The following is a 25,959-nucleotide window of genomic DNA, read 5'->3' on the forward strand; positions in this document are numbered from 1 at the left end:
CGACCCGTGGACCAACCGATGACGATCATTGAGCCGAGCCACCGAACGCCCGTGTACGGCGAGTTCGACGTGGTGGTCGTGGGCGGCGGGCCCGCGGGGATCATGGCGGCGGCGGCCGCCGCCCGCACCGGACGATCGGTGATCCTGCTGGAACGGTACGGCTTTCTCGGCGGTGCGGGCACCGCGGGCGGCCTGAGCACGTTCTGCGGGCTGCACGCGAAGGTGTACGGCGAGCACCGGCGGGTCATCCGCGGCCTCGCCGACGAGCTCCTGGACCGGCTGGAGCGGCTGGACGGTCTCTCCCGGCCGCACCTGACCATCAACGACGGCATCCAGGCCCAGGCGTTCGACATCTCCAGCTACAAGATCGCGGCGGATGAGCTGGTGGGCGGCTCGGGGGCCCGCCTGCTCTTCCACGCGATGGCGGTCGGCGTGGTGATGTCCGACCCGGACACCATCGACGCCGTGCTGATCGAGTCCAAGTCCGGCCGGGCGGCGGTGCGCGGCCGGATCTTCATCGACGCCTCCGGCGACGGCGACGTGTCGGCGTGGGCCGGAGTGCCGTTCGAGAAGTCGCCGGCCGACAACGGGATGCTGTACCCGTCGCTGATGTTCCGGATCAACGGCGTGGACGTCGCCGCCGCCGGGGACAGGCCGTGGCGGACGGTCGAGCGGCTGATGGACGCCGCCGAGCGGGCCGGCACGCACACGTTCCCGCGCAAGAAGCCGATCGTCCGGCCGCAGCGCAACCCGCTGGAGTGGCGCGCCAACCTCACCCAGCTCAGCAACCCGGACGGCAGCGCCGTCGACGGCACCGACGTGGACCAGCTCACCCATGGCGAGCTGCAGGGCCGGCGGCAGGTGCTGGACGCGTTCGCCTTCATCCGGGACAACACGCCGGGCTTCGGCGACTCCTACATCGTCGACCTGGCGCCGCAGATCGGCATCAGGGAGACCCGGCGCGTCCTCGGCCGCTACCGGCTGACCGAGGACGACGTGCTCGACTGCGCCGACTTCCCGGACACCATCGGCGTGAACGGGTGGCCGGTCGAGGCGCACGTCGCCGGCACGGTCGACTTCCGGTTCCAGCGCGGGGAGAACCCGCGCGGCTTCAACCAGCTTCCGTTCCGGATGATCGTGCCGGAGCGGGTCGGCAACCTGTACGTGGCCGGCCGGTGCGCCTCGCTGACCCATGACGCCGCCTCCGCGGCCCGGGTGACCGGGCCGTGCTTCGTCATGGGCCAGGCGGCGGGCACGGCGGCCGACCTGGCGCTCGACGCCGGGGTCGGGTGCGGCGACATCGACGTGGCCACGCTGCAGCTCAAGCTTGAGAAGGCCGGGGTCTACCTCGGCCGGGAAGAGGTCACCCCGTGAGTCTGCGCAGCAACTTCGAGCCGGGCACCACCAGGTGGGCGATGCGCCGGGCGCAGTGGACGGCACTCGGGCTGACCCCCGAGGACATGGAGAAGCCGAAGATCGCGATCGTGAACAGCTCGTCCGACCTGGCGAGCTGTTTCAGCCATCTGGACGACATCGTCGGCCCGCTGAAGCAGGCGATCCGCGCGGCCGGCGGCATCGGCTTCGAGGTGCGTACGGCCGCGCCCAGCGACGCCATCACCAGCGCCGGCGCGGCCGGGCAGTACATCCTGCCCAGCCGGGATCTGATCGTGGGCGACATCGAGGTGGCGGCCGAGGGCGCGCTCCTGGACGGCATGGTCTGCCTGGCCTCCTGCGACAAGACCACGCCCGCCCACCTGATGGCGGCCGGCCGGCTGAACATCCCGACGATCGTGGTGGCCTGCGGCTACCAGCCGTCCGGCGTCTTCCGCGGCGAGCACGTCGACTTCGAGGACGTCTTCCTCTACGCCGGCCATGTCGCCTCGGGCCGGATGACGGTCGCCGACCTGGCCGAGATGAGCAGCTGCGCGATCACCGGCCCCGGCGTGTGCGCGGGCATGGGCACGGCCAACTCCATGCACATCGCCACCGAGGCGCTCGGCATGGCGCTGCCGGGCAGCACCCCGGTGCTCGCCAACGGCCCCCGGATGTGGCAGACGGTGGCGGCGGCCGGTCAGCGCATCGTGGAGCTGATCGACGAGGACGTCCGGCCGCGCGACATCCTGCTTCCCGGCGCCTTCCGCAACGCGGTCACCGCGATGCTGGCGATCAGCGGCTCGGTCAACACGCTGAAGCACCTGCAGGCCGTGGCCGTGGAGGCCGGCTCGGACGTGGACGTCTACGCCCTGTTCGAGGAGCTCGCGCCGAAGGTGCCGCTGCTCACCGCGGTGAAGCCGAACGGCGAGCGGCGCATCGACGAGTTCGAGGCGGCCGGCGGCACGCTCGCCCTGCTGCGCGAGCTCGGCCCGATGCTGGACCTCGACCAGCCCACGGTGGCCGGGCCCACCCTCGGCGCGGCCATCGCGGCCGTCGCGCCGGTGGACTCCGACGTGATCAGCCCGCTGGACCGGCCGCTGGCCCGCCACCCCGGCATCGTCATCGTGCGCGGCACGCTCGCCCCTGACGGCGGCGTGGTCAAGCGCACGGTCACCGACGACGGCGTGCACCGCTTCAGCGGTCCCGCCAAGGTCTACCGCTCCCGCGAGGAGGGGATCGCCGGCATCCGCGGCGGCGAGGTGCGCCCAGGCCAGGTGCTCGTGCTGACCGGGCTCGGCCTGCGCGGCTCGCCGGGCATGGGCCTGACCTCGGCGTTCGTCTTCGCCCTGGACGGCGCGGGGCTGGGCGACCAGGTGGCCGTGGTCACCGACGGGCAGATGTCCGGGCTGGTCAACAAGGGCCTGGTGGTGGCCGAGGTGAGCCCGGAGGGCGCCGTCGGCGGCCCGCTCGGGCTGGTGAGGGACGGCGACGTGATCACCGTCGACGTGGACGCCCGCACCATCGACCTCGACGTGCCGGAGGCCGAGCTGGCCGAGCGGCGCGCGGCCCTGCCCGCGCTCGCCGCCCCGACCGGCTGCAGCTGGCTGTCGGTGTACGCCCGCACAGTGAGCCCACTCGCCCAGGGCGCGACCCTGAGCAAGTGAGCCCCCTTCTTACGCCTCTTCGCTCGGCCGCAGGTGGACCGGCGGGGGGCGTTCGCAGGTGCTCGTGATGGTCACGGCCGCGCCGGTGTGCGCCGAGGACAGCAGCGCCTCCATGACGTCGAGCACGTGGAAGGCCAGCGCTCCCCCGGCGCGGGGCTCCTGACCCGCCGGGGTCGACGCGAAGTCGGCCAGCCCGACCCCGCGCCCCGCCTCGACGTAGCCCGCCGAGGCGGGCAGATCCTGCCAGCCGTCCGCCCCCGACACCAGGACGGACCCGTCGAAGTGGTTCGGGTCGGGCACGACGAGCGAGCCCTTCTCCCCGTGCACCTCGATGTTGGACGCCCTGGTCGCCGTCCCGTCGAAGCTCATCACCAGGGTGGACAGCGCCCCCGAGGCGTGCACGAGCACGCCGGTGACGTGGGTGTCGACGGTGACCGGGATCTCCTCGCCCTGGCGCGGGCCGGAGCCGATCACGCGCTTGGACCGGGTACGGCTGGCCGCGCCGATGACCGACGCCACCGGGCCGAGCAGCGTCACCAGGCTGGTGACGTAGTAGGGGCCCATGTCGAGCAGCGGGCCGCCGCCCGGCAGGTAGTAGAAGTCGGGGTTCGGATGCCAGCGCTCGTGGCCGGGCGTGATCATCGTCGCGGTGGCGGCGATGGGCGTGCCGATCAGGCCGTCGTCGATCGCCTTGCGCGCGGTCTGCGTACCGGTGCCGAGGACCGTGTCGGGCGCGCATCCCACCCGCACCCGGGCGGCGTCGGCGGCGCGCAGGACGCGCTCGGCGTCCTCGGCGGTGGCGGCCAGCGGCTTCTCGCTGTAGACGTCCTTGCCCGCCGCGATGGCCTGCAGCGCGATCTCGGTGTGCGCGGCGGGGATCGTCAGATTGAGTACGACGTCCACCCGCGGATCCGTGACCAGCTCGGCCACGGTCAGCACGTCGACCCCCGGGTAAGGGCGGACGGCCTCCCGGGCCCGCTCGGGGTCGAGGTCCGCCACGGCGACCAGCCGCAGCCCCGGCAGCCGGTCGATGGTGGGGAAGTACTGGGCCGAGATGGCCCCGCAGCCGACGACGCCGACGTTCACCGGCTGGCCCACGACATGCCCCTCTCGACGATGGTGCGCACGCTGTCGTTCTGCAGGACGTCGAGACTGTGTCCCGGGGTCGCGACGAAGATCTTGCCGCTCCCCCACCGCCGGGTCCAGACGGCCGGTGAGGTGACCTCCCGGTGCCAGGGGTCCCAGGGGCGGATCTTCTGGGTCGTGGTGGCCAGCACGTCGATGTAGTCGTCCGTCAGCACCCAGTACTGCTCGGTGACGAGGTCGAAGTCGGCGATGCCCTCGGTGATGGGGTGGTCGGCCGCCTCGGGCAGCATGTTCACGGTGTACGGCACGAAGTTGTGCTCCTGCGTGCCCATGCCCGCAAGGCTCGGGTCCTTGCCCGGGTGGCAGGCGAACTGCCCGCCGATCAAGTGCAGATAGTCGGAGGAGTTGCGGAAGGAGTCGGCGATGCCCCCGTGCCAGCCCGCCATGCCGGTGCCGGCCCGAATCGCGGCCTCCAGTCCCGTGAGCTCCTCCGGCTGGATCGTGCCCATCGTGTAGCACTGCACGATGAGATCGACCCCGGCCATGAACTCCGCGTCCGCGTACGGCGCGGGAGATTCTGACCGGACCACCTCGAACCCGTTCTTCTCCAGGTAGGGGATGAAAAGCTCGGTGGCGGCGACCGGGACGTGACCGTCCCACCCGCCCCGCACCACGAGAGCTCTCCGGCCGTTTTCGTCTGTCATGCGTTCGCCCATCGTTCAGCTGATTAACGACTCAAATCGTCGCATCTCATACCAAACCACGTAAGGGGCGCGTCAAGACTTCGTGCAGAGGGCGGTGTCCAGGGCCTTCTCCACGTTGGCGCGAGCCGGGAGGGTGGTCGGCAGATGAGTGACCGCGATGGCGGCGGCGCGGCCATCCTCCGTGGCGGCGTTGGTGGTGTAGTAGCCGGGGATCGCGCCGCCGTGTCCCCAGGCGGTGCCGCCGCAGGTCAGCGTGACGCCGCTGAGGCCGAGCCCGTACTGGCCGCCGGGGCCGAGCTCCGGCACCTTGATGGTGGTGCGCATCTGCTTGAGCTGCTTGGGCTTGAGCAGCTTGCCGTCGAGCAGGGCGGTGAAGAAGCGGTTGAGGTCGCTCGGCGTGGAGATCATCTGCCCGGCGGTCCAGGCCTGGGACGGCTCGAACACGGTGACGTCGGTCATCGGCTTCTTCGGGTCGTCGCGGTGGTAGCCCTTGGCGTGCGGGGTGCGTACCCGCTGGTCGCCGACGTTCGGGAAGTAGGTCTCCTTCAGGCCGATCCGCTTGATCGTCCGCTTGGTGATCTCCTCGATCGCCGGGCGCTTGGTGACCTTCTCGATGATCAGGCCGGCGACGAGGTAGTTGGTGTTGGTGTAGACCCACTTGTCGCCGGGCGGGAACTGCGCCTTCTTCTTCAGCGCGATGTCCAGCAGGTCGCGGGGCTGGAAGTAGGCGTGCTGGTAGGGCAGGGCGCCCTCGGCCAGGAAGTCGGTGTACTCCGGCAGGCCGCTGGTGTGCTGCAGCACCTGGCGGACGGTGATGCGCCGCCCGTCGACGCCCTTGCCGCGCAGCAGGCCGGGCAGATAGGTCTCGACCGGGCCGTCGAGCTTGACCTTGCCCTCGCCGACCAACTGCAACAGGGTCACGGAGGTGAAGGTCTTGGTGTTGCTGCCGATGCGCACGTACCCGTCGGCCGGCACCTCGGTCTTGGTCTTCAGATCGGCCACCCCGGCGACGTAGTCGGTCGTACGCCCGTCACCGTCCTGCACGGCGGCCAGGGCCGCGGGGAACTTGTCCTTGCTCACCAGGTCGTCCAGGGCCTTCTGGACAGCCGGCGTGGGGTCGGCGTCCGCTAACGCGGCGGTCGCGGTGGGACCGGCGAGGACGGCGAGGGCGAGCACGGAGGCACCGGTCAACTTGCGGGAGCGTGAGTTCGTCATGGGACCAAACTAGGGGCCGGGCCGGGGCCGCCTCGATCCAGCAGAGGGGAGTTCGTTGGTGGTGCCTGCTGTACCAGGAAGACCTCCGGACCTGACGTCCGGAGGTCTTCGGCGAGGTCACGCGGCGGCACGCTCGGCGTCGCGCTGGACCTGCTGGATCTGCTTGTCACTGACCCGCAGGTCACCGAACTGCCGGACCGCCTGATAATACGTCCAGGCCAGGCCGTCACAGGTCGACTTGCGAATTCCCGAGTATCCGGCGCACACCTGCCGCATATCGAAGTAGAAAGCGTCGTCGACCCGGCTCTTGTTCTGCGGGAATTGACTTACGGCCTTGTAGTTGCGGTAGCCGAAGTCGTGTCGCCGGCACGACATCCGGAAATCGAAGCCGAGCGGCTGGTCCGGGCTGCTGGAGCACAGGTCGGTGGACCAGTCGAAGGCGTAGTCCGCCCACGACCCCTGCTGCTCCCAGGCCGACCGCCAGGCGCTGGCGCTGGGCGCGGTGGGCTGGCTGAATCCGGAGAGTGCGGCGAGCTTCTGCTCCAGCGTCACCGCGTGCGCCGGGGCCGCCGAGGCGATGACGGTGATCAGGGAGAGGCCGACCGCGGTCAGCGTGGCGCGAAATCGTGCAGTCTTCATGGGAGACCTGCTTCTCTCGGGCTGGGGGAACCCAAGTTTCTCCCGATGCCCCCTCGCCGAAGAAGCGAAATGCCGAAGGGGACGGAAGCAGATTTCTATCAATTTCTCCGGGACAATTGGCCAACGACAGCCCTTTACATCGGGCGGCCTTTCTGTCAACGAGTGCCGTCAGATGGCCTGGCCTCCCCCACGAGGCGCGCCGGGTCTCCCCCCTCGGCCCGGGTGGCCACCCACAGACTCCGGCAGGGATCCGGCCTGGCCGGCGAGACGGCTCGGGCAGGAGGCTGTACCCCTGGGGCTGCTTGCGCTTTTGGGGGAGCTCGTGGTACGTTGAACGAGTTGCAGTTGTGGTACCCATAAGGACTTGTGCGCACCTGACGGAACACACATCAGGTGCGTTTTCTGTTTGCCGGTCATCTCCGGATGGGCTTATCCCAGCGACATGGGGATCCGCGAAGTGCGGATTCCGTCTCTGTACCTATCAAGGGAGATCGATATGGCTACCGGTACCGTGAAGTGGTTCAACTCTGAAAAGGGCTTCGGCTTCATCGCGCAGGACGGCGGCGGCGCCGACGTTTTCGCGCACTACTCCAACATCGTTTCCAACGGTGGCTACCGTGAGCTGACCGAGGGCCAGAAGGTCGCCTTCGACGTCGTCCAGGGCCAGAAGGGCCCGCAGGCCGAGAACATCGTTCCCGCCTAGTCACGGCACACGCTTCACAGCAGGGCCCGCACCTCTTGGTGCGGGCCCTGCTCGCGTTCGGCGACGTGAACGGCCGGGCCCGAATCAGCGACCGCGGTAGGCGAGGCGGCGTAGCAGGATCTCCGCCGGGCCGCGGTGCCCGGCGCGGCGCATCAGGTCGGCGATCACCAGGGACAGCAGCCAGGTCGCCGCGCCCACCCCGGTGGCGCCCGCGATCCCGAGGTCGTCCTGCAGCCCGAGCCCGAACGGGTAGAACACCGCGACGAACACGATCGACTGGAAGAGATACAGGCTCAGGGACCGCTGGCCGAGCGCCTCGACGGCGACGGTCAGGCGGTCGCGCCGCCGCTCGGCGACGATGGCGATCAGAGCGATGCCGGTGGCCATGCCGATGCCGCCGAGGTATCCGGTGATCGGCTGCGCGAGCGAGGCGGCCAGCAGGGCGGGCCCTTCCGGCTTCCACGCCCCGGTCAGGACGAGCCCGAGCGGAGCGGAGCCGGCCAGCGACACGACCGTGGTGATCACCGTGATACGCACCAGGAGCGTCCGGTGCCGCGTGGGCTCGTCCAGCATCCGCCGCCGCGCCGCCCACATCCCGAGGAGCACCCCGGGCACGACCATGATCACACCGACGATGAGGCCGGTCGGCCAGGACTGCACCCGCTCCATGGCCATCTGCCCCAGGTCGGTGGTCGCCGCGATCGAGATCATGTCGTACACGGACTGGCCCTGCGACAGCGGATACCACGTGACCAACCCGATCACCACGGTCGAGGGCACCATGATCAGTCCCGCGGTCCACAGCAGTGCCGAGTCCCGGAACCGCAGCATGCCGACGAGCAGGACGGCGCTGAGTCCGTACACGGCGAGAATGTCGATGGAGGCCAGCAGTGCCACGTGCGCGAAGCCGAAGGCCACCAGCCACCAGCCCCGGCGGCGCAGCAGCTTGCGGACGGTGGGCCAGTCGCCGCCGCGCGCCGTCTGCCCGTTCAGCAGTTGCACCAGCGAGTAGCCGAACAGGAAGGCGAACATCGGCCGCGCGTGGTTGTTGACGAAGAGCGTTTGGAAGAAGATCGCGAGGTCGTTGGCCAGGGCGTTGCCCCGGTCGGTGGCGACGACGAAGAGCGGCGCGTGTGCGAACGCGATGGCCAGGAGCATCCCGCCCCGGGCAAGGTCCGGGGCGAGCGCACGTTTGGTGGTGGCGGGCGAGCCTGGCGGCGCCTGCGTCGGTGTGGTCACGGCATCTCCCCTTGATCGATGACCTTGGACATCCGACGCTACGGACGGGGCACACCCGCCCGGAATGTTCTTAGGTGCCGACAGGGCTGAACTTAAGTCCCGTTCTAACACGGTGCACACATGGCGTAGCCGCCATCCGGACGACTCGCGTCGCCCATTCCCCGAGCCGGACGTCGGGATCGACGGTGCTCCCGGCCGGCGGGGTCCGGCGCATGATGCAGGTCAGAAGCACGGGCTGAAGAGCTGGGTGAAGGTCTCGTGGAAGTCGTTCCAGTCGCCGTTCAGGTTGCTCACCAGCAGGCGGGTGCCCTCGCGGTCGCCCATCGCGTACGACATCGAGCCCTGGATGTAGCCGCCGCCGCCCCAGAGGGTGACCCCGTTCGGGAGCCGCTGGGCGTAGACGCCGAGGCCGTATCGGGTGTCCGGAACCCAGTCCGAGCCGTCCGTCGGGACGGTGGTGAACAGCTCCTCCTGCTGGGCGGGCGGGAGGAGACGGCCTCGCAGCAGGGCGCTCAGGAACGTGTGCAGGTCCGAGGTCGTGGAGACCATGCCTCCGGCGGCTCCGGCCCAGCTCAGGTCCGCGTCGGTGACGTCGTGGATCTCCGTGGGACGGCCGGTCTCGTCCTGCTTGGAGTAGTGCCGCGCGTGCGGGTCGCGGATCGGCTGCTCGCCGGCCGGGAGGTACGTTCCCGTCAGGCCCAGTGGCCGGGCGACGCGGCGGTCGATCTCGCCGGCGAGGGTCGAGCCCGTCGCCTGTTCGACGATCATTCCCGCGAGGTCGTAGTTGACTTTCGAGTAGATGAAACGCGTCCCGGGCTCTTCGGGACGCGGGGGCTCCTGGCCGGGGAGAGCGTCGGGGAGTCCGCTGGTGTGGTTGAGCAGCCGCCGGACGGTGATCGTGGCGCCGTCCGCGCCCAGGTGCTCCTCCACCACGCCCGGCAGCCACCCGGCCACCGTGTCGTCCAGGGTCAGCGCGCCTTCGGCCGCCAGTCGCAGCACCACCGTGCCGACGAACGCCTTGGTGAAACTGCCGATGCGGAAGTGCTCCCCCGGCCGGCGCGCGCGACCGCCGGTCAGGTCGCCCACCCCCGCCGTGCCGAACCACGGCTCCGCCTGGCCGTCCCTGAGCTCGGCGACGATGCCGGGACCGCCGCCGTCGGCGACGGCTCGGTCGAGGGCGCGCTGAAGTGCTTCATGTACGGGCATACAAGCAACCGTAGTTGACTAATCTCCACTTAGTCAACGCAAGTTGCTTAACCATGGACCGCGGCAGGCGGTACGGCCCACCGACCTAGCCATCATTCATGCACGACGCGCATTGATGCGCGTCGTGCATTTTCTATAGTCTGGGCATGCCCGCGCTCCACCCGAGAACAGGACGTGCCGAATGACCGAGGAATCCCCCAGCAGCAGCCCCACGGCGATGCGCCGGATCCTGCCCGCGGACCTGGTCGAGCGCGGCGGCTGCCCGTTCGATCCGCCGCCCGGCCTGCTCGCGCGGCGCGGTCAGGGCCCGGTTCAGTCGCTTCCCCTGCTCAACGGCGCCGGGGCCTGGCTGGTGACCGGCTTCGAGGAGGCCCGTACGGTGCTGTCGGACGCGCGCTTCAGCGCCGACCGGGTCCGCCACCGCGAGGCCACCTCGCTGCAGCCGCACGAGGTGGCCGAGCTGGCGGCCGGCACCCTGCGGCCGGGCCCTTCCGTGGAGAGCCGCGAGGACGGCTTCTTCGTCTTCATGGACCCGCCCGAGCACACCCGGATCCGGCGGCTGCTGACCGGCCAGTTCACCGTGCGGCGGATGCGGTCGCTGGAGGCCCGGGTGACCGAGATCGCGGTCGAGCACATCGAGGCGATGAAGGCGGCGGGCGGCGAGGCCGACCTGGTGCCGGCGTTCGCGCTGCCGCTGCCCTCGCTGGTCATCTGCGAGCTGCTCGGCGTCGACTACGCCGACCGGGCCGAGTTCCAGGAACGCACCGCCGTCGGGCTCAACGCCAACGCCACCGACGAGGAGCGGGCCGCCTCGGGCCTTGAGCTGTACGCGTTCATGCAACGCCTGGTCGCCGACAAGCGCGCCAACCCCGCCGACGACCTGCTGTCCGGCCTCGCCCACGACGCCGACCCGCCGCTGACCGACGCCCAGTTGGTCGACGTCGCCCTCGTCCTGCTCGGCGCCGGCCACGAGACCACCGCCAACATGCTGGGCCTGGGCACCTTCGCCCTGCTGGAGAACCCCGACCAGCTCGCCGCGCTGCAGGCCGACCCCACGCTGATCGACAACGCGGTCGAGGAGCTGCTGCGCTATCTGAGCATCATCCAGCTCGGCGTCAGCCGCGTCACCACCGAGCCCGTCACCCTGGGCGGCGTGGACCTCCCCGCCGGCGCCACGGTCGTGATCGCCACGCCGGAGGTCAACCGCGACGCGCAGCAGTGGCCCGACGCCGACCGCTTCGACGTGCACCGCCCCCGCACCCCGCACCTGGCCTTCGGGCACGGCGTCCACCAGTGCCTGGGCCAGCAGCTCGCCCGCATCGAGATGCAGATCGGCCTCCGGGAGCTGATCACCCGCCTGCCCGGCCTGCGCATGACGGTGCCCGCCGAGAAGGTGCCGCTCCGCAACGAGATGCTGATCTTCGGCGTGCACTCGCTGCCGGTCACCTGGTAGCTGAGGTGGATCAGCCCGTGCCGGTCGTCGGCCGTCGTGAGCGCAAGAAGCAGGCCACCCGCGCCGCGCTCGGCGAGGCGGCGCTCCGCCTCTCCCTGCGCCACGGCGTCGAGAACGTCACCGTCGAGCAGATCGCCGACGAGGCCGACATCGCGCTGCGGACCTTCTTCAACTACTTCTCCAGCAAGGAAGAAGCGGTCATGGCCACGCTGTCGGCCGCCGCGCAGGAGCTCATCGCCCAGTTCCGGGCCCGGCCGCGGACCGAGTCGGTGCTGCGGGCGTTCCGCGAGGCGGTGGTGGTCGTCATGAGCCAGAGCGACGTCGCCGGCCGCGACTTCGTCCCGGCCTTCCAACTGATCCGCAGTACGCCCACGCTGGTGCCCCACCAGCTGGCCGTGCTCGCCGCCCAGGAGAAGGCCCTGGCCGAGGCGATCTCCGCGCGCATCGGTCAGCCTTCGGCCGACGTCTATGCCCGGTTGTGCGCGGCCTGCGCGCTGACCGCGCTCCGCGTCGTCCTGGAGGCTTGGCTCCAGCGCACGCAGCCGGACCCGGCGCTGCTCGGTCGGCAGGTCGACACGGTGCTCACCGAGCTCGCGGCCGGCCTGGACCGGCCGGGAAGCTCCTGACCACCGAGGACGTCGAGCCTTGGCGGGCCGCTGGGCCCGCCAGGGATGTCGGGGTTAGGCGGGCCCCCGCTCGGCCGGAGCTCGCCGATGGGTCGGTACAGTGGAAATGGTGCGCCGGGAAGTCTGGTCGGCAACGTCCGACCCGTACCCGAGCGACCGGAGCACCCTGATGACCGACCCACGCAAGCCTGCCCTGCTGAGCCGGGGATCGTGGACCGAGGCCCGCCGCATCACCGCCATCCTGCGCAAGGAGACCGTCGGCGGCGCGCTCCTGCTGGTCGGCGCGGTGGCGGCGATGATCTGGGCCAACTCCCCGTGGGCGGACGCGTACGAGGCGGTGCGCGACTTCCACCTCGGCCCCGAGGCGCTGCACCTGAACCTGAGCCTGGCCACCTGGGCCGGTGACGGCCTGCTGGCGATCTTCTTCTTCGTCGCCGGCCTGGAGCTCAAACGCGAGTTCGTCGCCGGCGACCTGCGCGACGTCCGGCGGGCCGCGGTCCCGATCGCCGCCGCGCTCGGCGGCGTGATCGTCCCGGCCGTGCTCTACCTGCTCGTCACCCGGGGTGTCGAGGGCGCGGGCAAGGGGTGGGCGATCCCCACGGCCACCGACATCGCCTTCGCCCTGGCCGTGCTCGCGGTCATCGGCCGCTTCCTGCCGACGGCGCTGCGCACCTTCCTGCTCACCCTCGCCGTGGTCGACGACCTCATCGCCATCGTCATCATCGCGCTGTTCTACACCGACCACCTGTCGCCGCTCCCGCTGCTGGCGGCACTGGCTCCGCTGGCCCTGTTCACCCTGCTGGTGCAGCGCCGGGTGCGCTCCTGGTGGCTGCTGCTGCCCCTGGCCGTCGCCACCTGGGCGCTGGTGCACGCCTCGGGCGTGCACGCCACCGTCGCCGGGGTGCTGCTGGCCTTCGCCGTCCCGGTCCTGCGCAGCGACAAGACCGAAGGCCCCGGTCTGGCCGAGCACTTCGAACACCGCTTCCGCCCGCTGTCCGCCGGGGTGGCCGTACCGGTGTTCGCGTTCCTGTCGGCCGGGGTGGCGCTGGGCGGCCTGACGAGCGCGTTCCAGGACCCGATCGTGCTGGGGGTCGCGGCGGGCCTGGTGCTCGGCAAGCCGGTCGGCATCATGGCCGCGACCTGGCTGACCGCCCGCTTCACCCACGCCGACCTGGACGAGGACCTGACCTGGGTGGACATGCTCGGCCTGTCGGTGCTGGCGGGCATCGGGTTCACCGTCTCCCTGCTGATCGGCGAGCTGGCCTTCGGCGTCGGCCAGGACGGGCACGTCAAGGTGGCGGTGCTGGCCGGCTCGGTGACCGCCGCGCTGCTGGCGGCGGTGATCCTGCGCCTGCGCAACCGTACGTACCGGCGCATCCACGAACGCGAGCTCGCCGACCGCGACCACGACGGCGTACCGGACGTGTACGAGGACGACCGCCCCGGCATGACCACCTGAGATCATCGGCATCTGCTACACGTCGCGCCGATCGCGCAGGATCTCGACGCCCTCGCCGTCAAGGTCATCGCAGTACGCCGATCGCCCGGTCATCGCCATCACCAGTGCCAGGGTGGCGCCGGACACCAGCGGCCCGGAGCCGGTGGCGAAAGGGCCGTCGTCGGCCACGAGCCGCAGGCCGACGATCCGTCTCTTGGCGGCGACGACGAGGTCTGAGCCCTGGTAGTACTCGGCCACCCGGGTGAGGGTCTCGATCGGGTAGCCGTGACGGATGCTCAGCGGTCGCCGGATGTCCTCGGCATGCACGATCGTCTCGCCCAGCATCGCCACGGTCGGAAGCCAAGGTTTGGTCGTGCTCGTGACGACGCGGCGGAACCTGTCATGCGTCTCGGCCGCGGTCCCGCCCAGTTGCTCGGCCAGCCGTATGGCCACCTGCTTGTCGAAGTCGAACCGGCAGCGGATCACGCCCGCCAGCCACCGCACGCCGTTGAGACTCGCCCCCGCGGTGAGGTGCGCCAGAACCTGGCGCACGGTCAATCCAGCGCACAGCGACGGCGTGGCCCACCGCTCGTCGGTCAGATCCACCAGGTCGGCCGCCAGAGCCGCTCGCTCGGCGTGCACCAGCGGCCAGACGTCCGCCGTACGACTGCTCCTTCCTTTCGATTCCGGATCGGTCGGACGGCCTTGGTCGTGAGTCACAGGATTCCTCGCGTCAGGTCGGTAAGGACGGTCGATGGTGGTGACTGCCACCGTGGGCGATAGTCGTCGCTCCTGAGCGATATCGGGCGCGAGGCCGCTGACATGCGAACGGGCCGCCAGGCCCGCTGAGTGGGGCTGGCGGCCCGGTTCGGCCGGTGCATGGTCAGGCCTTGTTGAAGATGTTCTTGGCCCAGAGGTAGGAGACGACGGCGATGCCGGCGCACCAGGCGGTGGCGATGGCGCCGCTGTTGCCGATCGGGGTGCCGAGGAGGAGGCCGCGGACGGTTTCCATGACGGGGGTGAAGGGCTGGTATTCGGCGAACCAGCGCAGGACGGTGGGCATGGAGTCGGTGGGGACGAAGCCGCTGCCGAGAAAGGGCAGCAGGATGAGGGGCATCGGGGCGTTGCTGGCGGCCTCCGGGGTCGGGGACCTCAGGCCGAGCGCGACCGCGAGCCAGGTGACGGCCACCACGAACAGGGTGAGCAGGCCGGCGGCGGCCAGCCATTCGACGGCGGTGGCGTTGGGGCGGAAGCCGAGCGCGAAGGCGATGCCGATGACGGCGGCCATGCCCAGCAGTTGCTGGATGACGCTGCCGACGACGTGGCCGGTCAGGACCGAGGCCCGGGAGATTCGCATGGTGCGGAAGCGGGCGATGATGCCTTCGGTCATGTCACCGGCGACCATGACGGCGGTTCCGGTCGCGGCGGTGGCCACCGCCATGAGCAGGATGCCGGGGACGACGTAATTGACGTAGGCGTCGCGGCCGCCACCGCCGAGTCCTTCGCCGAGGGTGCCGCCGAAGACGTAGACGAACACGATCAGGATGATGACGGGCGTGGCGACCAACTGCACGGTCATGGACGGGTAGCGGAGCAGGCGCTTGAGCTGGCGCCGGATCATGGTGGAGTTGTCGCGCATGGCGAGGGACAGAGTGCTCATCGGGTGGTCTCCACTTTCTGCCGGCCAGTGAGGGTGAGGAAGACGTCGTCGAGGTCGGGGGTGTGCACGTTCATCTCGGCGATGTCGATCGAGCGTTCGTCCAGGAGGGTGAGCAGTTCGCGGATCGCGGGGACACCGCCGTCGCTGGGCACCTGCAGGGTGAGCGCCTCGGGGTCCGTGATCCCTGCCCCGAGGAGGTGGTGCGCGGCGTCGAGCAGGTGGGCGTCGGCGAAGGTGAGCTCGATGTGGCCGCCGGGGATGCGCCGCTTGAGCTCTTCGGCGGTGCCCTCGGCGATCAGCCGTCCGTGGTCGAGGAGGGCGATACGGTCGGCGAGCTCGTCGGCCTCCTCCAGATACTGGGTGGTGAGGAAGATGGTGACGCCGCTCGCGACGAGTTCGCGCACGATCTGCCACATGGAGCGGCGGCTACGCGGGTCGAGGCCGGTGGTGGGCTCGTCCAGGAAGATCAGGCGAGGGTCGCCGACCAACGTCATCGCCAGGTCGAGGCGGCGCTGCATGCCGCCCGAGTAGGTGCCGGCCGGTTTGCGCGCCGCGTCGACCAGGTCGAACCGGTCGAGCAGTTCGGCGGCTCTGCGCTTGCCGTCCCCGCGGGACAGGTGCTTCAGGTCGGCCATGAGGAGCAGGTTCTCCTCGCCGGTGAGCAGCTTGTCGACGGCCGAGTACTGCCCGGTGACGCCGATCGCGCCGCGCACGTCGTCCGGCCGGCCGGCCAGGTCGAATCCGGCGACCTGGACGGCGCCGCCGTCGGCCGGGATCAGGGTGGACAGGATCTGGACGGCGGTGGTCTTGCCGGCGCCGTTCGGGCCGAGCAGGGAGAAGATCGTTCCTTCGGGGACGGTCAGGTCGATGCCGTCGAGCACGACCTTGTCGCCGTAGGACTTGCGCAGCCCGTTCGCCGCGATGGCCAGGTTCGTCATGTCGGTGCTCCTCATGTCGGTGCTCCTCATGTCGGTGCTCCTCACGTCGGTGCTCATCAGAGGCTGCGGGCGTTGATGTCGCCGTAGGAGGTGGTCGCGCGGATGCCGAGCTCGGTGGTGCCGTCGTTCCTGAGCGCGTTGCTGATGCGGCCGTAGCTGGTGCCGGCGTCCAGCGAGGCCGAGACGCCCGGCGCCACGGAGACCTCGATGTCGCCCACCTCGGTGCGCAGGGTGAGCCGGCCGCCTACGGCCTCGGCGACGCGGATGTCACCCTTGGTGGTGCTGATCTCGGCAGGGCCGGTGAGGCGGCCGATCCACACGTCGCCGGCGACGGCGGTGATGCGGGCGCTCGCGGCCTCGTCGACCTTGATCTGGTCGTACGCGCCCTCGAAGGTCACCTCGCCCAGCCGTCCGACGGCCCGGAACGCGGTGGCGGCGGCCTTGGCCTCGACCCGGGAACCGGCGGGCAGCTGGATCGTCACCTCGATGGATCCGGAGGGCCCGAAGAGCTGGTTCTTCACCGGCACCTCGATCCGCAGGACGCCGTCGCCGTACTCGACCTTGGTCTGCTCCGCGGCCTTCACGTCGCGGCCCTTAGAGGCGTCGGCGGGGCGGATCTCGACGGCGGTGTCGGTCCGGTCGGCGGCGATGAACCGCACCCGCCCGGCGGGGATGTCGAGGACGGCGGTGATCGGGGCGGGGGTGGCGAAGGTCTGCATCATGTTCTCCCGGTGCTGCGTCGTTGTTTCGAACACTGGAAACGCTACGTTGCCTTCGCAGTTTCTTCAACTGCTTCATTGCGCTAGAGATACATCTTCGCAGCTAGATAGCCTGAAACTGTTGCAACAATCTATCGATTAACGCAACATCAAGAGCCGCGTTTGTTGCAATGGATGTGAGCGAACGCTATGCTCTGGGCATCACTGAGCGCGAAGGAGGACGCGATGCCAGGGGGCAGGCTCACCCAGCAGGAACGCCAGCAGATCGCCTTGGGGCTGGGAGACGGGCTCGCCTACGCGGAGATAGCCAGACGCCTCGACCGGCCGACCTCGACGGTCACGCGTGAGGTGATGCGCAACGGCGGCCCCACCGGCTACCGCTCCGACCTGGCCCACCGTGCCACGGAACGACGCGCCCGCCGGCGAAGTCCCAGCTCGTCCCGGGGGCCGCAGTCGGCTCCCCAGCCGCACGGACGCGACGCCGAGGCCGTGCGCGAGTACGAAGAGATGTTCACCACCGTCATGATGGCCTCGGGCCTGCCCAAGATGATGGCGCGGGTGCTGAGCTGCCTCTACACCACCGACGCCGGCAGTCTCACCGCTTCCGAGCTCGTCCAGCGGCTGCAGGTCAGCCCGGCGTCCATCTCCAAGGCGATCGCCTTCCTGGAGAGCCAGGACCTCGTCCGCCGCGAACGCGACGAGCGCCGGCGCGAGCGCTACGTCGTCGACGACGACCTCTGGCACCAGTCGACGGTCGCCAGCGCCCAGGCCCTCCTCCATCTCGTCGAGGTCGCCCGGCAGGGCGTCGGCGTGCTCGGCCGCGGCTCCCCGGCCGCGATCCGCCTGGAGAAGATCGCCCGCTACCTGGACTTCGTCGCCGAGGAATTCGCCCGCGCCGCAGAGCGGGCCCGCGCGATCCTCTCGACCCAGCCCGAGGAAACCCAGGACGGCGGGGCCGGTCCGGACTGACCGTCACGGCCGAAGGGCAACAGGTGTGGCTCGGTAGCGCGCGCCGGTCTCGGACGCCCGGCGCGCTTCACCCGTTGTGGAGAGAGTGGAGATCCGCGTCGCCCATCCGCGACGCAGATCTCCACCGAGATCGTCAGCTCGACGGGATGGCGTCCAGGACGCGGGTGGGGATCACCTGCACGTTGCTGGACTGCTGCGCCGCCGTCTTCCGTCCGCCGTTGATCAGCCATACCAATGCCGAACCCGGGGATTTGACGTAAGTGCCGTCAGCAATCTGGGTCGGCAACGCCTTCCAGACGCGGTTGGGGATCACCTGCATCATCTTGCCGTTGTAACCGGCGTCAGCGACCTCCTGCTCATTCGCGAAATCGACCCTCGCCCCACCGACCACAGCCGCCTGCGAAGCCGAACCAGCATCCTTCAACCGCGTCCCATCAGCGATCCGAGTCGGCAACGCGTCCCAGACCCGCGGTGGCAGGAGGTGCAGCGGCTTGTCCGCATAGCCGGCGCCTTGGAGTTCTTCCATGCTGGTGAAGGGCACCTTCGCCCCACCGACGATCGCGGCCTGGCTGGGGGCGCCGACCGCCTGGATCCGGGTGCCGTCCTTGATGACGTTGGGCAGCGCGTCCCAGACGCGAGCGGGCACCACGAACATCGGGGCGTCGCCATAGCCGGCGCCCTCGAGCTCTTCCATGCTGGTGAAGGGCACCTTCGCCCCACCGACGATGGCCGCCTGCGAGGTCGAACCGGCCTTTCTGATCCGCGTCCCGTCCGCGATCTTCACCGGAAGGGCGTCCCAGGTGCGCGAGGGGACGGTCCATAGGGGTCGGTCACCATAGCCGGAGCCGTTGAGTTCTTCCATGCTGGTGAAAGGCACCTTCGCCCCACCGACGACCGCGGCCTGCGAGGTCGAGGCCCCGTTCTTGATGCGGGTACCGTCCATGATCTGTGTCGGCACGTCGTTGAAAGCCCGCTGGGGAACGGCTCGCACCTTGGAGGCCCAGTCGGTGCCGAATCCGGCGTCGATGACCTCTTGCGGGCTGGCGAAGTTCACCCTGGCCGCGCCGATGATGGCCGCCACAGGAGTCGACCCCACGGACCCCTGGATCAGGGTGCCGTCAGCGGGGACGGTGGGCATGAGGTTGAAGTGCCGGGTGGGGACGGCGCGCACCTTGGAGGCCCAGTTGGTGCCGTGGCCGGCGTCGATGACCTCCTGCGGGGAGGCGAAGTTGATCCGTGCCCCGCCCACGATCGCGGCCACCGGGGTGGGTGCGCCGCCACCGGCGCCCTGGATCAGGGTGCCGTCAGGGGGGATGAATCCCAGATGGTTGTAGCTATCAGACGAGATCGCCACCACCCGGCCGGCCCAGTCGGTGCCGTAACCGGCGTCGATGATCTCCTGAGGGCTGGCGAACGTGACGAGGGCGCCGCCGATCGTGACCGCTACCGGCAGGTCGACGGTGCCGGCCTTGGCTTGGACGAGATGGCCGTCCGCCGGAACCTCGTTCATGTGATCCCGGGCGTCGACCGACCAATTGGACACCTTGACCGGACTGCCGCAAGCAACAGGAGCAGCGCAACTGTCCTGCCAGATCGGAGCACCGCCGACGAAGAGGAAGATCCGTCCCCGCTGGTCGATGACCGTGGAGGCGTTACGTGGCCTGGCGGGGCCGGCGTCGATCACGGCCTGCGTCGTGGGGCGCGGGGTGCCGGAGCAGATGCCATCGTCGCAGGTGGCCTGCCAGATCGGTGCTCCACCCACCATTTTGTACACCCGGCCGCTGTCGGTCGTGGTCAGCAGGGTGCCATCAGCCAGGCCGTGCACCGAGGTGACGGGCTGCGGTCCTGCGGGCGGCTTGCTCCCTCCGTTCCATGCGGGCTGCCCACCTCGGCTGCCACCGTTACCTATCTGACTGAGATCGCACTTCTGCTGCGGATATGACCAGGCGCACAGGGCCGCAACTTGGGGGATGCGAGCCCCTTGGATGATCGTCTGCTCAACCCTGCGGCACCAAGGCGCGCCCAGGAAGTACACCAGATCGACCCTCTTGATTATTACTCTTGCGGCTACCTGCGTGAATATCGCGAAGCCTTGCACCCATCCAGTGCTCCTGGCTTTGACGAGAAGGGTGGCGCCGGCCGACTCGGATGTCGTAGAGGCGACATGTTGGAGGTATCCCGCGTTGATAGTTGCCTCAACTATCTTGCCGGACAGTTGCATCGTTCCACCGATGGTCGTATCGCTGGCCTGCGTAGCTGACCGTACGATCGAGTACGGGAAAAGCACGTCGTGATCATTGTTGTTGACGAACGCGTACGGACTGCTGGTCGTCGTAACACTCCGGGCGGCCGACAAAATCTCAACGGTCACCTTGGGGGTGAGGTTGTTCATATCGCTTTGCGAGCACAGGTGCCAACCGGAGGGCTCCGCGGTCACCGTGCCCGCGGCAGCCACCCTTTGAGCGCCGAATACCGGCGTCGCCGGTAGGGTCGCCGTCAACGTGACGACGAGGCCCACTATCCAGCGTTTCCAGATTCTCATTGTTCTCCGACTTGTTGACGCTCAACGAGTGGCGCCGTGCGAAGGGAGGCCCGGCATGACCATGGCGCATTCTCAGGCAGCCGACCACCGCGCCGCCGAGTGAGGACGATTCGGTGCGCTGGATGTCATTTTCCAGGAATGGCCCCACCAGAAAGCTGACTGAACCACTACGTTCGACAGCGACCATCCGCCGTCATCGACGGCACATGGTCATCCGCTGGTGTGGACTTTTCGGCTCCACCGCACCGCGTTCCCCGTTGAAACTTCCACTAGATACCTTCGGCCATAGCGTATGTGGCTGAGAATCCATTCAGAAAGCATCGCAACGGCCAATCACCAGCGGATTCCTGCCAAACTTCCCAACCCCGTCCCTCGTAACGCCGGCCGCCGGCGGTCGCGTCCTCGCCTCCGCCTCGGATGCGCGGGTGCGGCTGGACACCCCGAGCGGGTCATCGGGTGATGCGGGTCAGGTCTCGGGCGAGTTGGGAGCGACGCAGTCCCACCGTACGAAGGCGCCGAAGGTCGGCGGCGGTGTCGTGCATGAGCTGGACGTGGAAGTAGTTGACGTGCTCCAACACCGCGAAAAGGGCGAACCCCAGCCCCGGCCACGTACCGCCCCCCGGATCGGTGAGCACCGCCGCGCCCGTCGCCAGCAGTCCGGCGGTGAGCAGGAGCGGATTCAGCTTGCGTGCCGCCGCGAAGGCGGCCAGGCCACGGGGGTGGGGGCGTCGGGTGCGCAGTTGGTCCAGTTTGGCCGACCAGTAGGCCGCGCCCTGGATCAGGAGGATCGCGAACAGCGTGAAGCCGGTGAGATTGGGCCAGGTCGTGGGAAGTCCGATCACGCCGAACCAGATGAACGCCTGCAGGGGGATGTTGGCCACCTCGAGAATGGCCAAGGACCGCAGGCGGCGTATGTGGGGGCTCATCCCGGATGGGTGGGAGTTCTGGCGCGCATCCTGTGAGGCTACTGCGCGATCCGTGCTGAGAGTGTGTACGCCGATGGCCTCGTCAGGGACGGCCCCCGCCCGTCGGCCATCGGCAACAACGGCTCGATCCGTGCTCACGCCTTGTCGGTCACATCCCCCGTGACCCTTCAGGCGTGCAGGTCGATCAGGTGTCAGTCCTCGTCGAGGATGGAGATTTTCACGCGAATGGCGCCATCGTTGTCGCCGAGGCAACGGTCGGCGTCGTTGATGCGCAGCTCGAGGAAGCCTTCCTCCTCCGCCCGGAAGACGATCCCGGTGCCGACCTTGAAGATGCTCCCGTTGACCTTCCCGACCAGCGTGCCGTACGTACGGCTGTCCAGGATCTTGCACCCCTGGTTGATCCGGCGGTCCTCGCGCCAGGTGTACCCGCGCGCGGAGACGTAGTCGAATTGGCGGTGGTCGACCGTCCAGCTGCCGCCGACCTGCTGCACCCGTACGAGGTCGCCGGGCTCGACGTAGACGCCCGCCCGCTGCCAGCCGCTCTCGGAGCTGATCCATTTGCGTTTGCCGTGCTCGGCGTTCGATGAGGAGGCTAAGGCCGGCGAGGCGGCGGCGAGAACGCAACTGCCGGCGGCCAGCGTGGCGAGGAACAGGGTGGTGAGCTTCGATCGCATCGTGTGGTGACCTTTCTGGAGCTGTTTCTGTGCCTTGCGTACGTCTGGATTGGATTCCTCCAAAGAGAAGTTGGTTCGCGGTTCTGAGATTATTTCTGTGACGGCTGGGGCTGGAGCGTCCTGACGGGCGCCGTCAGCGCCTCGGCCAGGCACCTCAGGTCGGCGGATATTCGCTGGTCAGCGGAACCTGCGACCATCGGAATATGACGATCGCTGCGATGCACGCCGAATTCGCCGCGCGCGAGGCGCACGGCGTGTCGCCCGCCTACGAGCGCTTGGCAGCCGCGGTGGCGCGAGATCCCGAGCTCCTGGCCTTGATCGCCGAGTTGCCGCCGGCCAAGCGGCAGCCGAACCTGCTGTTCGGCGTGGTCCGGTTGCTCGGCGGGCCGGTCCTCCCCTGCACGGCCACCCAAATGATGCCGCCGACCCGCCTGCCCCAGGTCGTATGGCGGGCCGGCCTCGACCTGAACCCCCTCGACGTGACCGACCCCGCGGATCTCGCCTGGCTCGACGCCCTCATCTGGCCCGAACACACGCGCCGCCGCGCCCGGCTGCGGGCGGCGGCAGCCGTCGTCGCAGCCGACCCGCCACTGCTCGTACGGGGCGACCTGGTGAACGACCTGCCGGCCTTGGCCGCGCAGGCCCCACCCGAGGCGACCCTGGTGGTGTTCCACAGCTCGGTGCTGTACCACGTGCCGGCACCGCGCCGGGCGGTGTTCGCCGAGGTGGTACGCGGGCTACCCGGACATTGGATCGCGAACGAGGCCCCGGACGTGCTGCCCTACGCCACGCTCCCGCCGCCGCCGGGCGAAGCGCTGCACAACGTACTGGCGCTGGACGAGACCCCACTCGCCTGGACCCGGCCGCATGGGCAGGCGATCACCTGGTTCGCTTGACGCGCTGGGGCTGCTGGGCACGGTCTTGGATCATTCTGTTACCAGGTCGATCGGGGTCGCTGCCGGTACGCCGGGCTCGGGATCGCGCGTGGTGTCAGTGGGCTCTGCCATGATCGCCGCATGATCACACCCCCTGGTGACTACGCCTGGTTCGCTGACTCCGGCCTCGCGGAGGCTTACAGCTTCATCTTCGTTCGTGGGCTCACACCCGAGCAGCTCGTAGCCCGGATGGGCGGCCGGGCAGAAGAACTGGATGACGCTCGATGAGTCGATCGATGCCGGCGCCCGCTACGACTACGCGACCCAGTTCGTCGCGGTCGCGACCATCGGTGACTGGGCGTTCGTGGCGCAGTACAACAGCTGGCTCGGCGCTGACGACAAGTTCATCGTGCCGCTGTCGGAGGGCACCCGTCTGGTCTCCCTCTACCACCTCGACATCAAGGGCCTGGAGGAGTTCCGCTGGGTGGAGGACGGGGAGATCCGGTTCGCTTTCTGGGCCCAGGACGGCTTCTCCGAGGTTCCCGATGAGCTCGTGGAGACCATGGAGCAGCTCGATCGCGACTGCGGGGAGCACGAGTGGGATCTCTACCGGGGGCCCGGGCTCGTCCTGATCGAGCGCCTCACCGGAATCAAGCTCACCCCCCAGATCCTGGAGGAGACCGCCTACCTGTCCGGAGTCATCTCCAAGCCGCCGACCACCACGTAAGCGTTTCCCATGGGGACCGTACGGCCTCTTGTGCTTTTGCCATTCAGAGCTCGTCCGGCTTTCCACGCACAGTGGTGCTGTCAGCCGACGCCCGTGCGGTTCTTCCCCTTGACCTCGTGAAGGCCAGTAAAGGGCGGTGATTCGAGGCCAGCATCGATGGATCGGAGCACGAAAATGCTGAAGACGTCTCATATCTGCGACTGGTTCGAACCGTACGATGACAGCGACCCGCTGGTCATCGTGATCACCCATCGCAGCGGAGATCCGGGCCATATCCCCTTCGAGGAAGACCCGGGCCTGTGGGAAGCCTTTCACACGACGTTCGGTGACGATCGGGAGATCAACACGGATGGATGCCTGAGCGACTACGTCTATGAGGTCGCCCGCCTGGAGACCGACATCACGTCCATCATGAAGAGCCCCGCGCATTGGCTTCGGGTCACTGTCGGTTAGGAGCCGGCGCGGTCATCCACCAAGACGCCCTCGACCGGAGCAACGTCCGCGAGCGGTGGCGGCACAGGCGCGTCATCGGCTACTCCCAGCAGCCGCCGCTCGGCCTCCACAGCCTGGTTTTCCAACTCGGCTGCCGTCCCGGCTTCGATGTGGAGCTCCTGAACGCCCGGTCGCCGCTTGAGCAGGGCCCAGAAGCGGCCCGTGTGACGGCCGTACCAGACCGTCCAGCTCGGCAGGCGCACCGCGAGCAGCCGCACCGTCTTACTCTCCATCGCCTCGTCCATCTCGAACCCTCCGCTGCTTGCTGGGAAACAGGATCAACCTCGGCTCTGCCCACGCTGCCGGGGAAAAACCGTGGCCACACATGACGTGCACGCGCGGGGAAGACCTGGGGTGAACGGCGGCGACCAGTTCGCGCCGATCAGGATCGGATAGACGACCGTTCCACAAGCCGCCAGCGGCGCATCAGCAGCGAACCTGAGCGGCAACGCATGCCGCATGACCCCGCCCTGGCTCACCCAACTCCGAAGTGGCCGTCGCTGGCGATAACCACCCGCTCATCGGCCGACAAGTGCTCCCCCACCGCCATGGTCACGCCTGATCGCTTACAAGCACCATCGGTTCAGTCAGCGCTGTAGGTACGTCCACCCACACAGCACCGCATTCCGGGCTGGAAGCACGTACCCCCCATTTGGCGGATAGCTGCGAGACCAACCACAGCCCTCGCCCGGTGCAATCGTCCGCTTCGGAGATGCGGGGTCGCGGTACGGTGTCCGCTCCCTCGTCGATCACCTCGATGTGCGCCATGTCGGGCCCCAACTCCGCGATCAACACCACGATGCGACCGCCACTCAATTGAGAGGCGGTATGTGCGACGGCGTTGCTGACCAGCTCGCTGACCAGCAATTGCACATCAGCCACATCCTTGTGACCGGCCGCGACGAGGATCTCCCCCACGCAGCACCGAGCTACTGGCACCGACCCTGGGCCCCCTGGCAGCACGATCTTCCCCAGAAACCGCTCCTTCATCGCGTTGCTCCTTGACAGGTACGGCCACGCAGGCATTGCGGGGCCAATGAAAGAAACGTGCCTCTCTTCGTATGTACGCACCTCTCGCCCGTTCTCCTGGGCGAGAGCTCCAGCTCGGCAGACAAGATCAGCCTGTCCGTCTAACACAAAGTGACGAAGTGATTACGCAACATGATGCACACGTCCTGTCGCGGACGCAACACGTTGCGTAGACATCGGTTGGTTAGATTCCGCTACTCTTTGCCGCATGGCCCATCCGAGACAGGCACCGACTGTCCGCCTGCGGCGCCTTGCGATGGAGTTGCGGCAGCTCAGAGAACGCACCGGCCTGTCACGTGAGCAGGTCGCCGGCGCCACCGACATCAACCGTGCCACCCTCTACCGCATCGAGACGGCCCAAGCGAAGCCACAGGTTAGGACTCTGCGGGCGCTGCTCAGCGTGTACGGCGTGCCTGCGACTCGCCAGGACGAGCTGGTGGCAATCCTCAAGCTGGCCAAGGAGGAGAGCTGGCTGCAGGGCACCTCGGAAGGCTTGCCCGATCAGTACGCCACATACATCGGCTTCGAACACGAGGCGCAAGAGCTCCTTAACTACGAGTCCTCATTCGTACCTGGCTTGCTGCAGACCGAGGCGTACGCGCGGGCGGCGATTCCCGGCAGCGACCCAGAGCTCCCTCCGGACGAGGTAGAGAAACGAGTGGTCGCCCGCATGACACGTCAGGCTCAACGCGGTCCCTCGCTACCGCTCTGGGCGATCATTGATGAGGCGGTGCTGCATCGACAGGTTGGCGGCCCTAAGGTCATGCGCCAGCAGGTGGAGCGACTCGTCAACGACAGCGAGCAACCGCAGGTGACGTTGCAGGTGATGCCCTACAACGCTGGCGTGCACCCCGGGATGCATGGCTCCTTCGTCATCCTTCGGTTCTCCGAAGGGGTTCACGATGTGGTGTACATCGAGACGAGCGCTGCGGACCTGTTCTTGGATAGCGAAAAGGCCTTGCAGCGATATAATCTGATATTTGAACGGCTTCAAGCGACCGCAGCGAGTCCGACAGAGTCTCGGGACATGATGGCCAGCCTGATCAGAAATACATAGTGAA

The 25,959-nt window shown here is 68.7% G+C and carries 25 protein-coding genes and 1 pseudogene; 11 read left to right on the forward strand and 15 right to left on the reverse strand.

Going from position 1 to position 25,959, the window contains the following annotated elements; translation table 11 throughout:
• The first annotated feature begins 6 nt into the window (after nt 1–6).
• Together OHA68_RS07660 and ilvD are read left to right on the forward strand one after the other, a co-directional pair.
• Nucleotides 7–1,374 (forward strand): FAD-dependent oxidoreductase, encoded by a 1,368-nt coding sequence (locus OHA68_RS07660; protein ID WP_327106979.1) that lies wholly within the window; start codon nt 7–9, stop codon nt 1,372–1,374.
• A complete protein-coding gene (gene ilvD / locus OHA68_RS07665) occupies nt 1,371–3,038 on the forward strand; it encodes a dihydroxy-acid dehydratase (RefSeq protein ID WP_327106980.1) in 1,668 nt (555 codons plus the stop codon). The genes OHA68_RS07660 and ilvD overlap by 4 nt, the downstream gene beginning before the upstream one ends.
• A gap of 9 nt (nt 3,039–3,047) precedes the next feature.
• On the opposite strand, the gene OHA68_RS07670 is transcribed toward ilvD, so the two are convergent.
• The 4 genes from OHA68_RS07670 to OHA68_RS07685 all read right to left on the reverse strand — a co-directional run bounded on the left by OHA68_RS07670 (nt 3,048) and on the right by OHA68_RS07685 (nt 6,682).
• On the reverse strand, nt 3,048–4,136 hold the full coding sequence (locus OHA68_RS07670) for a Gfo/Idh/MocA family protein (RefSeq protein ID WP_327106981.1): 1,089 nt from the start codon (nt 4,134–4,136) through the stop codon (nt 3,048–3,050).
• Nucleotides 4,121–4,828, reverse strand: a complete 708-nt coding sequence (locus OHA68_RS07675) for a ThuA domain-containing protein (protein WP_189142314.1) — start codon at nt 4,826–4,828, stop codon at nt 4,121–4,123. The genes OHA68_RS07670 and OHA68_RS07675 overlap by 16 nt, the downstream gene beginning before the upstream one ends.
• A 72-nt stretch (nt 4,829–4,900) precedes the next feature.
• Nucleotides 4,901–6,043 (reverse strand): serine hydrolase domain-containing protein, encoded by a 1,143-nt coding sequence (locus OHA68_RS07680; RefSeq protein ID WP_327106982.1) that lies wholly within the window; start codon nt 6,041–6,043, stop codon nt 4,901–4,903.
• A gap of 117 nt (nt 6,044–6,160) precedes the next feature.
• Nucleotides 6,161–6,682, reverse strand: coding sequence for a phospholipase (locus OHA68_RS07685; RefSeq protein WP_327106983.1), 522 nt, complete (start codon nt 6,680–6,682; stop codon nt 6,161–6,163).
• A gap of 496 nt (nt 6,683–7,178) precedes the next feature.
• Between OHA68_RS07685 and OHA68_RS07690 the strand changes: the two genes are divergently transcribed.
• Nucleotides 7,179–7,385: a cold-shock protein gene (locus tag OHA68_RS07690; RefSeq protein WP_055509312.1), complete on the forward strand. Its 207-nt coding sequence runs from the start codon at nt 7,179–7,181 to the stop codon at nt 7,383–7,385.
• Between the two features lie 84 nt (nt 7,386–7,469).
• Here the strand turns inward: OHA68_RS07690 and OHA68_RS07695 are convergent, their stop codons facing one another.
• Together OHA68_RS07695 and OHA68_RS07700 are read right to left on the reverse strand one after the other, a co-directional pair.
• Nucleotides 7,470–8,624, reverse strand: a complete 1,155-nt coding sequence (locus OHA68_RS07695) for a DUF418 domain-containing protein (RefSeq protein ID WP_327106984.1) — start codon at nt 8,622–8,624, stop codon at nt 7,470–7,472.
• A gap of 222 nt (nt 8,625–8,846) precedes the next feature.
• Nucleotides 8,847–9,830 (reverse strand): serine hydrolase domain-containing protein, encoded by a 984-nt coding sequence (locus OHA68_RS07700; RefSeq protein WP_327106985.1) that lies wholly within the window; start codon nt 9,828–9,830, stop codon nt 8,847–8,849.
• A 181-nt stretch (nt 9,831–10,011) separates the two neighbouring features.
• Here OHA68_RS07700 and OHA68_RS07705 point away from each other — a divergent pair, with 181 nt between their 5' ends.
• The 3 genes from OHA68_RS07705 (at nt 10,012) to nhaA (ending at nt 13,368) form a co-directional block, all read left to right on the forward strand.
• Entirely contained in the window at nt 10,012–11,283 is a 1,272-nt protein-coding gene (locus tag OHA68_RS07705) for a cytochrome P450 (RefSeq protein WP_327106986.1), read from the forward strand.
• Between the two features lie 5 nt (nt 11,284–11,288).
• Complete coding sequence (locus tag OHA68_RS07710; protein WP_327106987.1) at nt 11,289–11,909, forward strand: TetR/AcrR family transcriptional regulator; 621 nt, start codon at nt 11,289–11,291, stop codon at nt 11,907–11,909.
• Between the two features lie 169 nt (nt 11,910–12,078).
• On the forward strand, nt 12,079–13,368 hold the full coding sequence (gene nhaA, locus OHA68_RS07715) for a Na+/H+ antiporter NhaA (protein WP_327106988.1): 1,290 nt from the start codon (nt 12,079–12,081) through the stop codon (nt 13,366–13,368).
• Nucleotides 13,369–13,383: 15 nt separating this feature from the next.
• On the opposite strand, the gene OHA68_RS07720 is transcribed toward nhaA, so the two are convergent.
• The 4 genes from OHA68_RS07720 to OHA68_RS07735 form a co-directional block, all read right to left on the reverse strand.
• Entirely contained in the window at nt 13,384–14,067 is a 684-nt protein-coding gene (locus tag OHA68_RS07720; RefSeq protein WP_327106989.1) for a maleylpyruvate isomerase family mycothiol-dependent enzyme, read from the reverse strand.
• Between the two features lie 163 nt (nt 14,068–14,230).
• Nucleotides 14,231–15,007: an ABC transporter permease gene (locus tag OHA68_RS07725; RefSeq protein WP_327106990.1), complete on the reverse strand. Its 777-nt coding sequence runs from the start codon at nt 15,005–15,007 to the stop codon at nt 14,231–14,233.
• Nucleotides 15,004–15,945 carry an ATP-binding cassette domain-containing protein gene (locus OHA68_RS07730; RefSeq protein ID WP_327109473.1) on the reverse strand — a complete coding sequence of 314 codons (942 nt, stop codon included), beginning with the start codon at nt 15,943–15,945 and terminating at the stop codon, nt 15,004–15,006. The genes OHA68_RS07725 and OHA68_RS07730 overlap by 4 nt, the downstream gene beginning before the upstream one ends.
• Nucleotides 15,946–16,001: 56 nt before the next feature.
• Complete coding sequence (locus tag OHA68_RS07735) at nt 16,002–16,664, reverse strand: DUF4097 family beta strand repeat-containing protein (RefSeq protein WP_327109474.1); 663 nt, start codon at nt 16,662–16,664, stop codon at nt 16,002–16,004.
• Nucleotides 16,665–16,889: 225 nt separating this feature from the next.
• Between OHA68_RS07735 and OHA68_RS07740 the strand changes: the two genes are divergently transcribed.
• On the forward strand, nt 16,890–17,633 hold the full coding sequence (locus OHA68_RS07740) for a helix-turn-helix domain-containing protein (RefSeq protein WP_327106991.1): 744 nt from the start codon (nt 16,890–16,892) through the stop codon (nt 17,631–17,633).
• A gap of 133 nt (nt 17,634–17,766) precedes the next feature.
• On the opposite strand, the gene OHA68_RS07745 is transcribed toward OHA68_RS07740, so the two are convergent.
• The 3 genes from OHA68_RS07745 to OHA68_RS07755 form a co-directional block, all read right to left on the reverse strand.
• On the reverse strand, nt 17,767–20,175 hold the full coding sequence (locus tag OHA68_RS07745; protein WP_327106992.1) for a hypothetical protein: 2,409 nt from the start codon (nt 20,173–20,175) through the stop codon (nt 17,767–17,769).
• Between the two features lie 449 nt (nt 20,176–20,624).
• The gene (locus OHA68_RS07750; RefSeq protein ID WP_327106993.1) at nt 20,625–21,071 is read right to left on the reverse strand and encodes a hypothetical protein; all 447 of its coding nucleotides are present in this window, start codon (nt 21,069–21,071) and stop codon (nt 20,625–20,627) included.
• 221 nt (nt 21,072–21,292) lie between these two features.
• A complete protein-coding gene (locus OHA68_RS07755) occupies nt 21,293–21,775 on the reverse strand; it encodes a hypothetical protein (RefSeq protein WP_327106994.1) in 483 nt (160 codons plus the stop codon).
• Between the two features lie 203 nt (nt 21,776–21,978).
• On the opposite strand from OHA68_RS07755, the gene OHA68_RS07760 reads away from it, so the two are divergent.
• The 3 genes and pseudogenes from OHA68_RS07760 (at nt 21,979) to OHA68_RS07770 (ending at nt 23,830) form a co-directional block, all read left to right on the forward strand.
• A complete protein-coding gene (locus tag OHA68_RS07760) occupies nt 21,979–22,671 on the forward strand; it encodes a DUF2332 family protein (RefSeq protein ID WP_327106995.1) in 693 nt (230 codons plus the stop codon).
• 120 nt (nt 22,672–22,791) lie between these two features.
• A pseudogene (locus OHA68_RS07765) lies at nt 22,792–23,377 on the forward strand (DUF6461 domain-containing protein).
• A gap of 174 nt (nt 23,378–23,551) precedes the next feature.
• Nucleotides 23,552–23,830, forward strand: coding sequence for a hypothetical protein (locus OHA68_RS07770; RefSeq protein WP_327106996.1), 279 nt, complete (start codon nt 23,552–23,554; stop codon nt 23,828–23,830).
• Here OHA68_RS07770 and OHA68_RS07775 read toward each other — a convergent pair.
• A complete protein-coding gene (locus OHA68_RS07775; RefSeq protein ID WP_327106997.1) occupies nt 23,827–24,114 on the reverse strand; it encodes a hypothetical protein in 288 nt (95 codons plus the stop codon). The two genes, OHA68_RS07770 and OHA68_RS07775, sit on opposite strands and share 4 nt — an antisense overlap.
• Before the next feature lie 307 nt (nt 24,115–24,421).
• Nucleotides 24,422–24,859, reverse strand: coding sequence for an ATP-binding protein (locus OHA68_RS07780; RefSeq protein ID WP_327106998.1), 438 nt, complete (start codon nt 24,857–24,859; stop codon nt 24,422–24,424).
• A gap of 247 nt (nt 24,860–25,106) precedes the next feature.
• On the opposite strand from OHA68_RS07780, the gene OHA68_RS07785 reads away from it, so the two are divergent.
• Entirely contained in the window at nt 25,107–25,955 is an 849-nt protein-coding gene (locus OHA68_RS07785) for a helix-turn-helix domain-containing protein (protein WP_327106999.1), read from the forward strand.
• Nucleotides 25,956–25,959: the final 4 nt, after the last annotated feature.

The organism is Nonomuraea glycinis, from assembly GCF_035920485.1.
Classification (GTDB): Bacteria; Actinomycetota; Actinomycetes; order Streptosporangiales; family Streptosporangiaceae; genus Nonomuraea; species Nonomuraea glycinis.

Excerpts from the sequence above, each read along its gene's own strand:
- OHA68_RS07690 (WP_055509312.1), top strand. The coding sequence starts at position 7,179 with ATGGCTACCGGTACCGTGAAGTGGTTCAACTCTGAAAAGGGCTTCGGC.
- OHA68_RS07685 (WP_327106983.1), bottom strand. The coding sequence starts at position 6,682 with ATGAAGACTGCACGATTTCGCGCCACGCTGACCGCGGTCGGCCTCTCC.
- nhaA (WP_327106988.1), top strand. The coding sequence starts at position 12,079 with ATGACCGACCCACGCAAGCCTGCCCTGCTGAGCCGGGGATCGTGGACC.
- OHA68_RS07675 (WP_189142314.1), bottom strand. The coding sequence starts at position 4,828 with ATGACAGACGAAAACGGCCGGAGAGCTCTCGTGGTGCGGGGCGGGTGG.
- OHA68_RS07735 (WP_327109474.1), bottom strand. The coding sequence starts at position 16,664 with ATGCAGACCTTCGCCACCCCCGCCCCGATCACCGCCGTCCTCGACATC.
- OHA68_RS07680 (WP_327106982.1), bottom strand. The coding sequence starts at position 6,043 with ATGACGAACTCACGCTCCCGCAAGTTGACCGGTGCCTCCGTGCTCGCC.
- OHA68_RS07770 (WP_327106996.1), top strand. The coding sequence starts at position 23,552 with ATGCTGAAGACGTCTCATATCTGCGACTGGTTCGAACCGTACGATGAC.
- OHA68_RS07700 (WP_327106985.1), bottom strand. The coding sequence starts at position 9,830 with ATGCCCGTACATGAAGCACTTCAGCGCGCCCTCGACCGAGCCGTCGCC.
- OHA68_RS07775 (WP_327106997.1), bottom strand. The coding sequence starts at position 24,114 with ATGGACGAGGCGATGGAGAGTAAGACGGTGCGGCTGCTCGCGGTGCGC.
- OHA68_RS07725 (WP_327106990.1), bottom strand. The coding sequence starts at position 15,007 with ATGAGCACTCTGTCCCTCGCCATGCGCGACAACTCCACCATGATCCGG.
- OHA68_RS07745 (WP_327106992.1), bottom strand. The coding sequence starts at position 20,175 with ATGAGAATCTGGAAACGCTGGATAGTGGGCCTCGTCGTCACGTTGACG.
- OHA68_RS07755 (WP_327106994.1), bottom strand. The coding sequence starts at position 21,775 with ATGCGATCGAAGCTCACCACCCTGTTCCTCGCCACGCTGGCCGCCGGC.
- OHA68_RS07740 (WP_327106991.1), top strand. The coding sequence starts at position 16,890 with ATGCCAGGGGGCAGGCTCACCCAGCAGGAACGCCAGCAGATCGCCTTG.
- OHA68_RS07705 (WP_327106986.1), top strand. The coding sequence starts at position 10,012 with ATGACCGAGGAATCCCCCAGCAGCAGCCCCACGGCGATGCGCCGGATC.
- OHA68_RS07785 (WP_327106999.1), top strand. The coding sequence starts at position 25,107 with ATGGCCCATCCGAGACAGGCACCGACTGTCCGCCTGCGGCGCCTTGCG.
- OHA68_RS07730 (WP_327109473.1), bottom strand. The coding sequence starts at position 15,945 with ATGACGAACCTGGCCATCGCGGCGAACGGGCTGCGCAAGTCCTACGGC.
- OHA68_RS07780 (WP_327106998.1), bottom strand. The coding sequence starts at position 24,859 with ATGAAGGAGCGGTTTCTGGGGAAGATCGTGCTGCCAGGGGGCCCAGGG.
- OHA68_RS07760 (WP_327106995.1), top strand. The coding sequence starts at position 21,979 with ATGACGATCGCTGCGATGCACGCCGAATTCGCCGCGCGCGAGGCGCAC.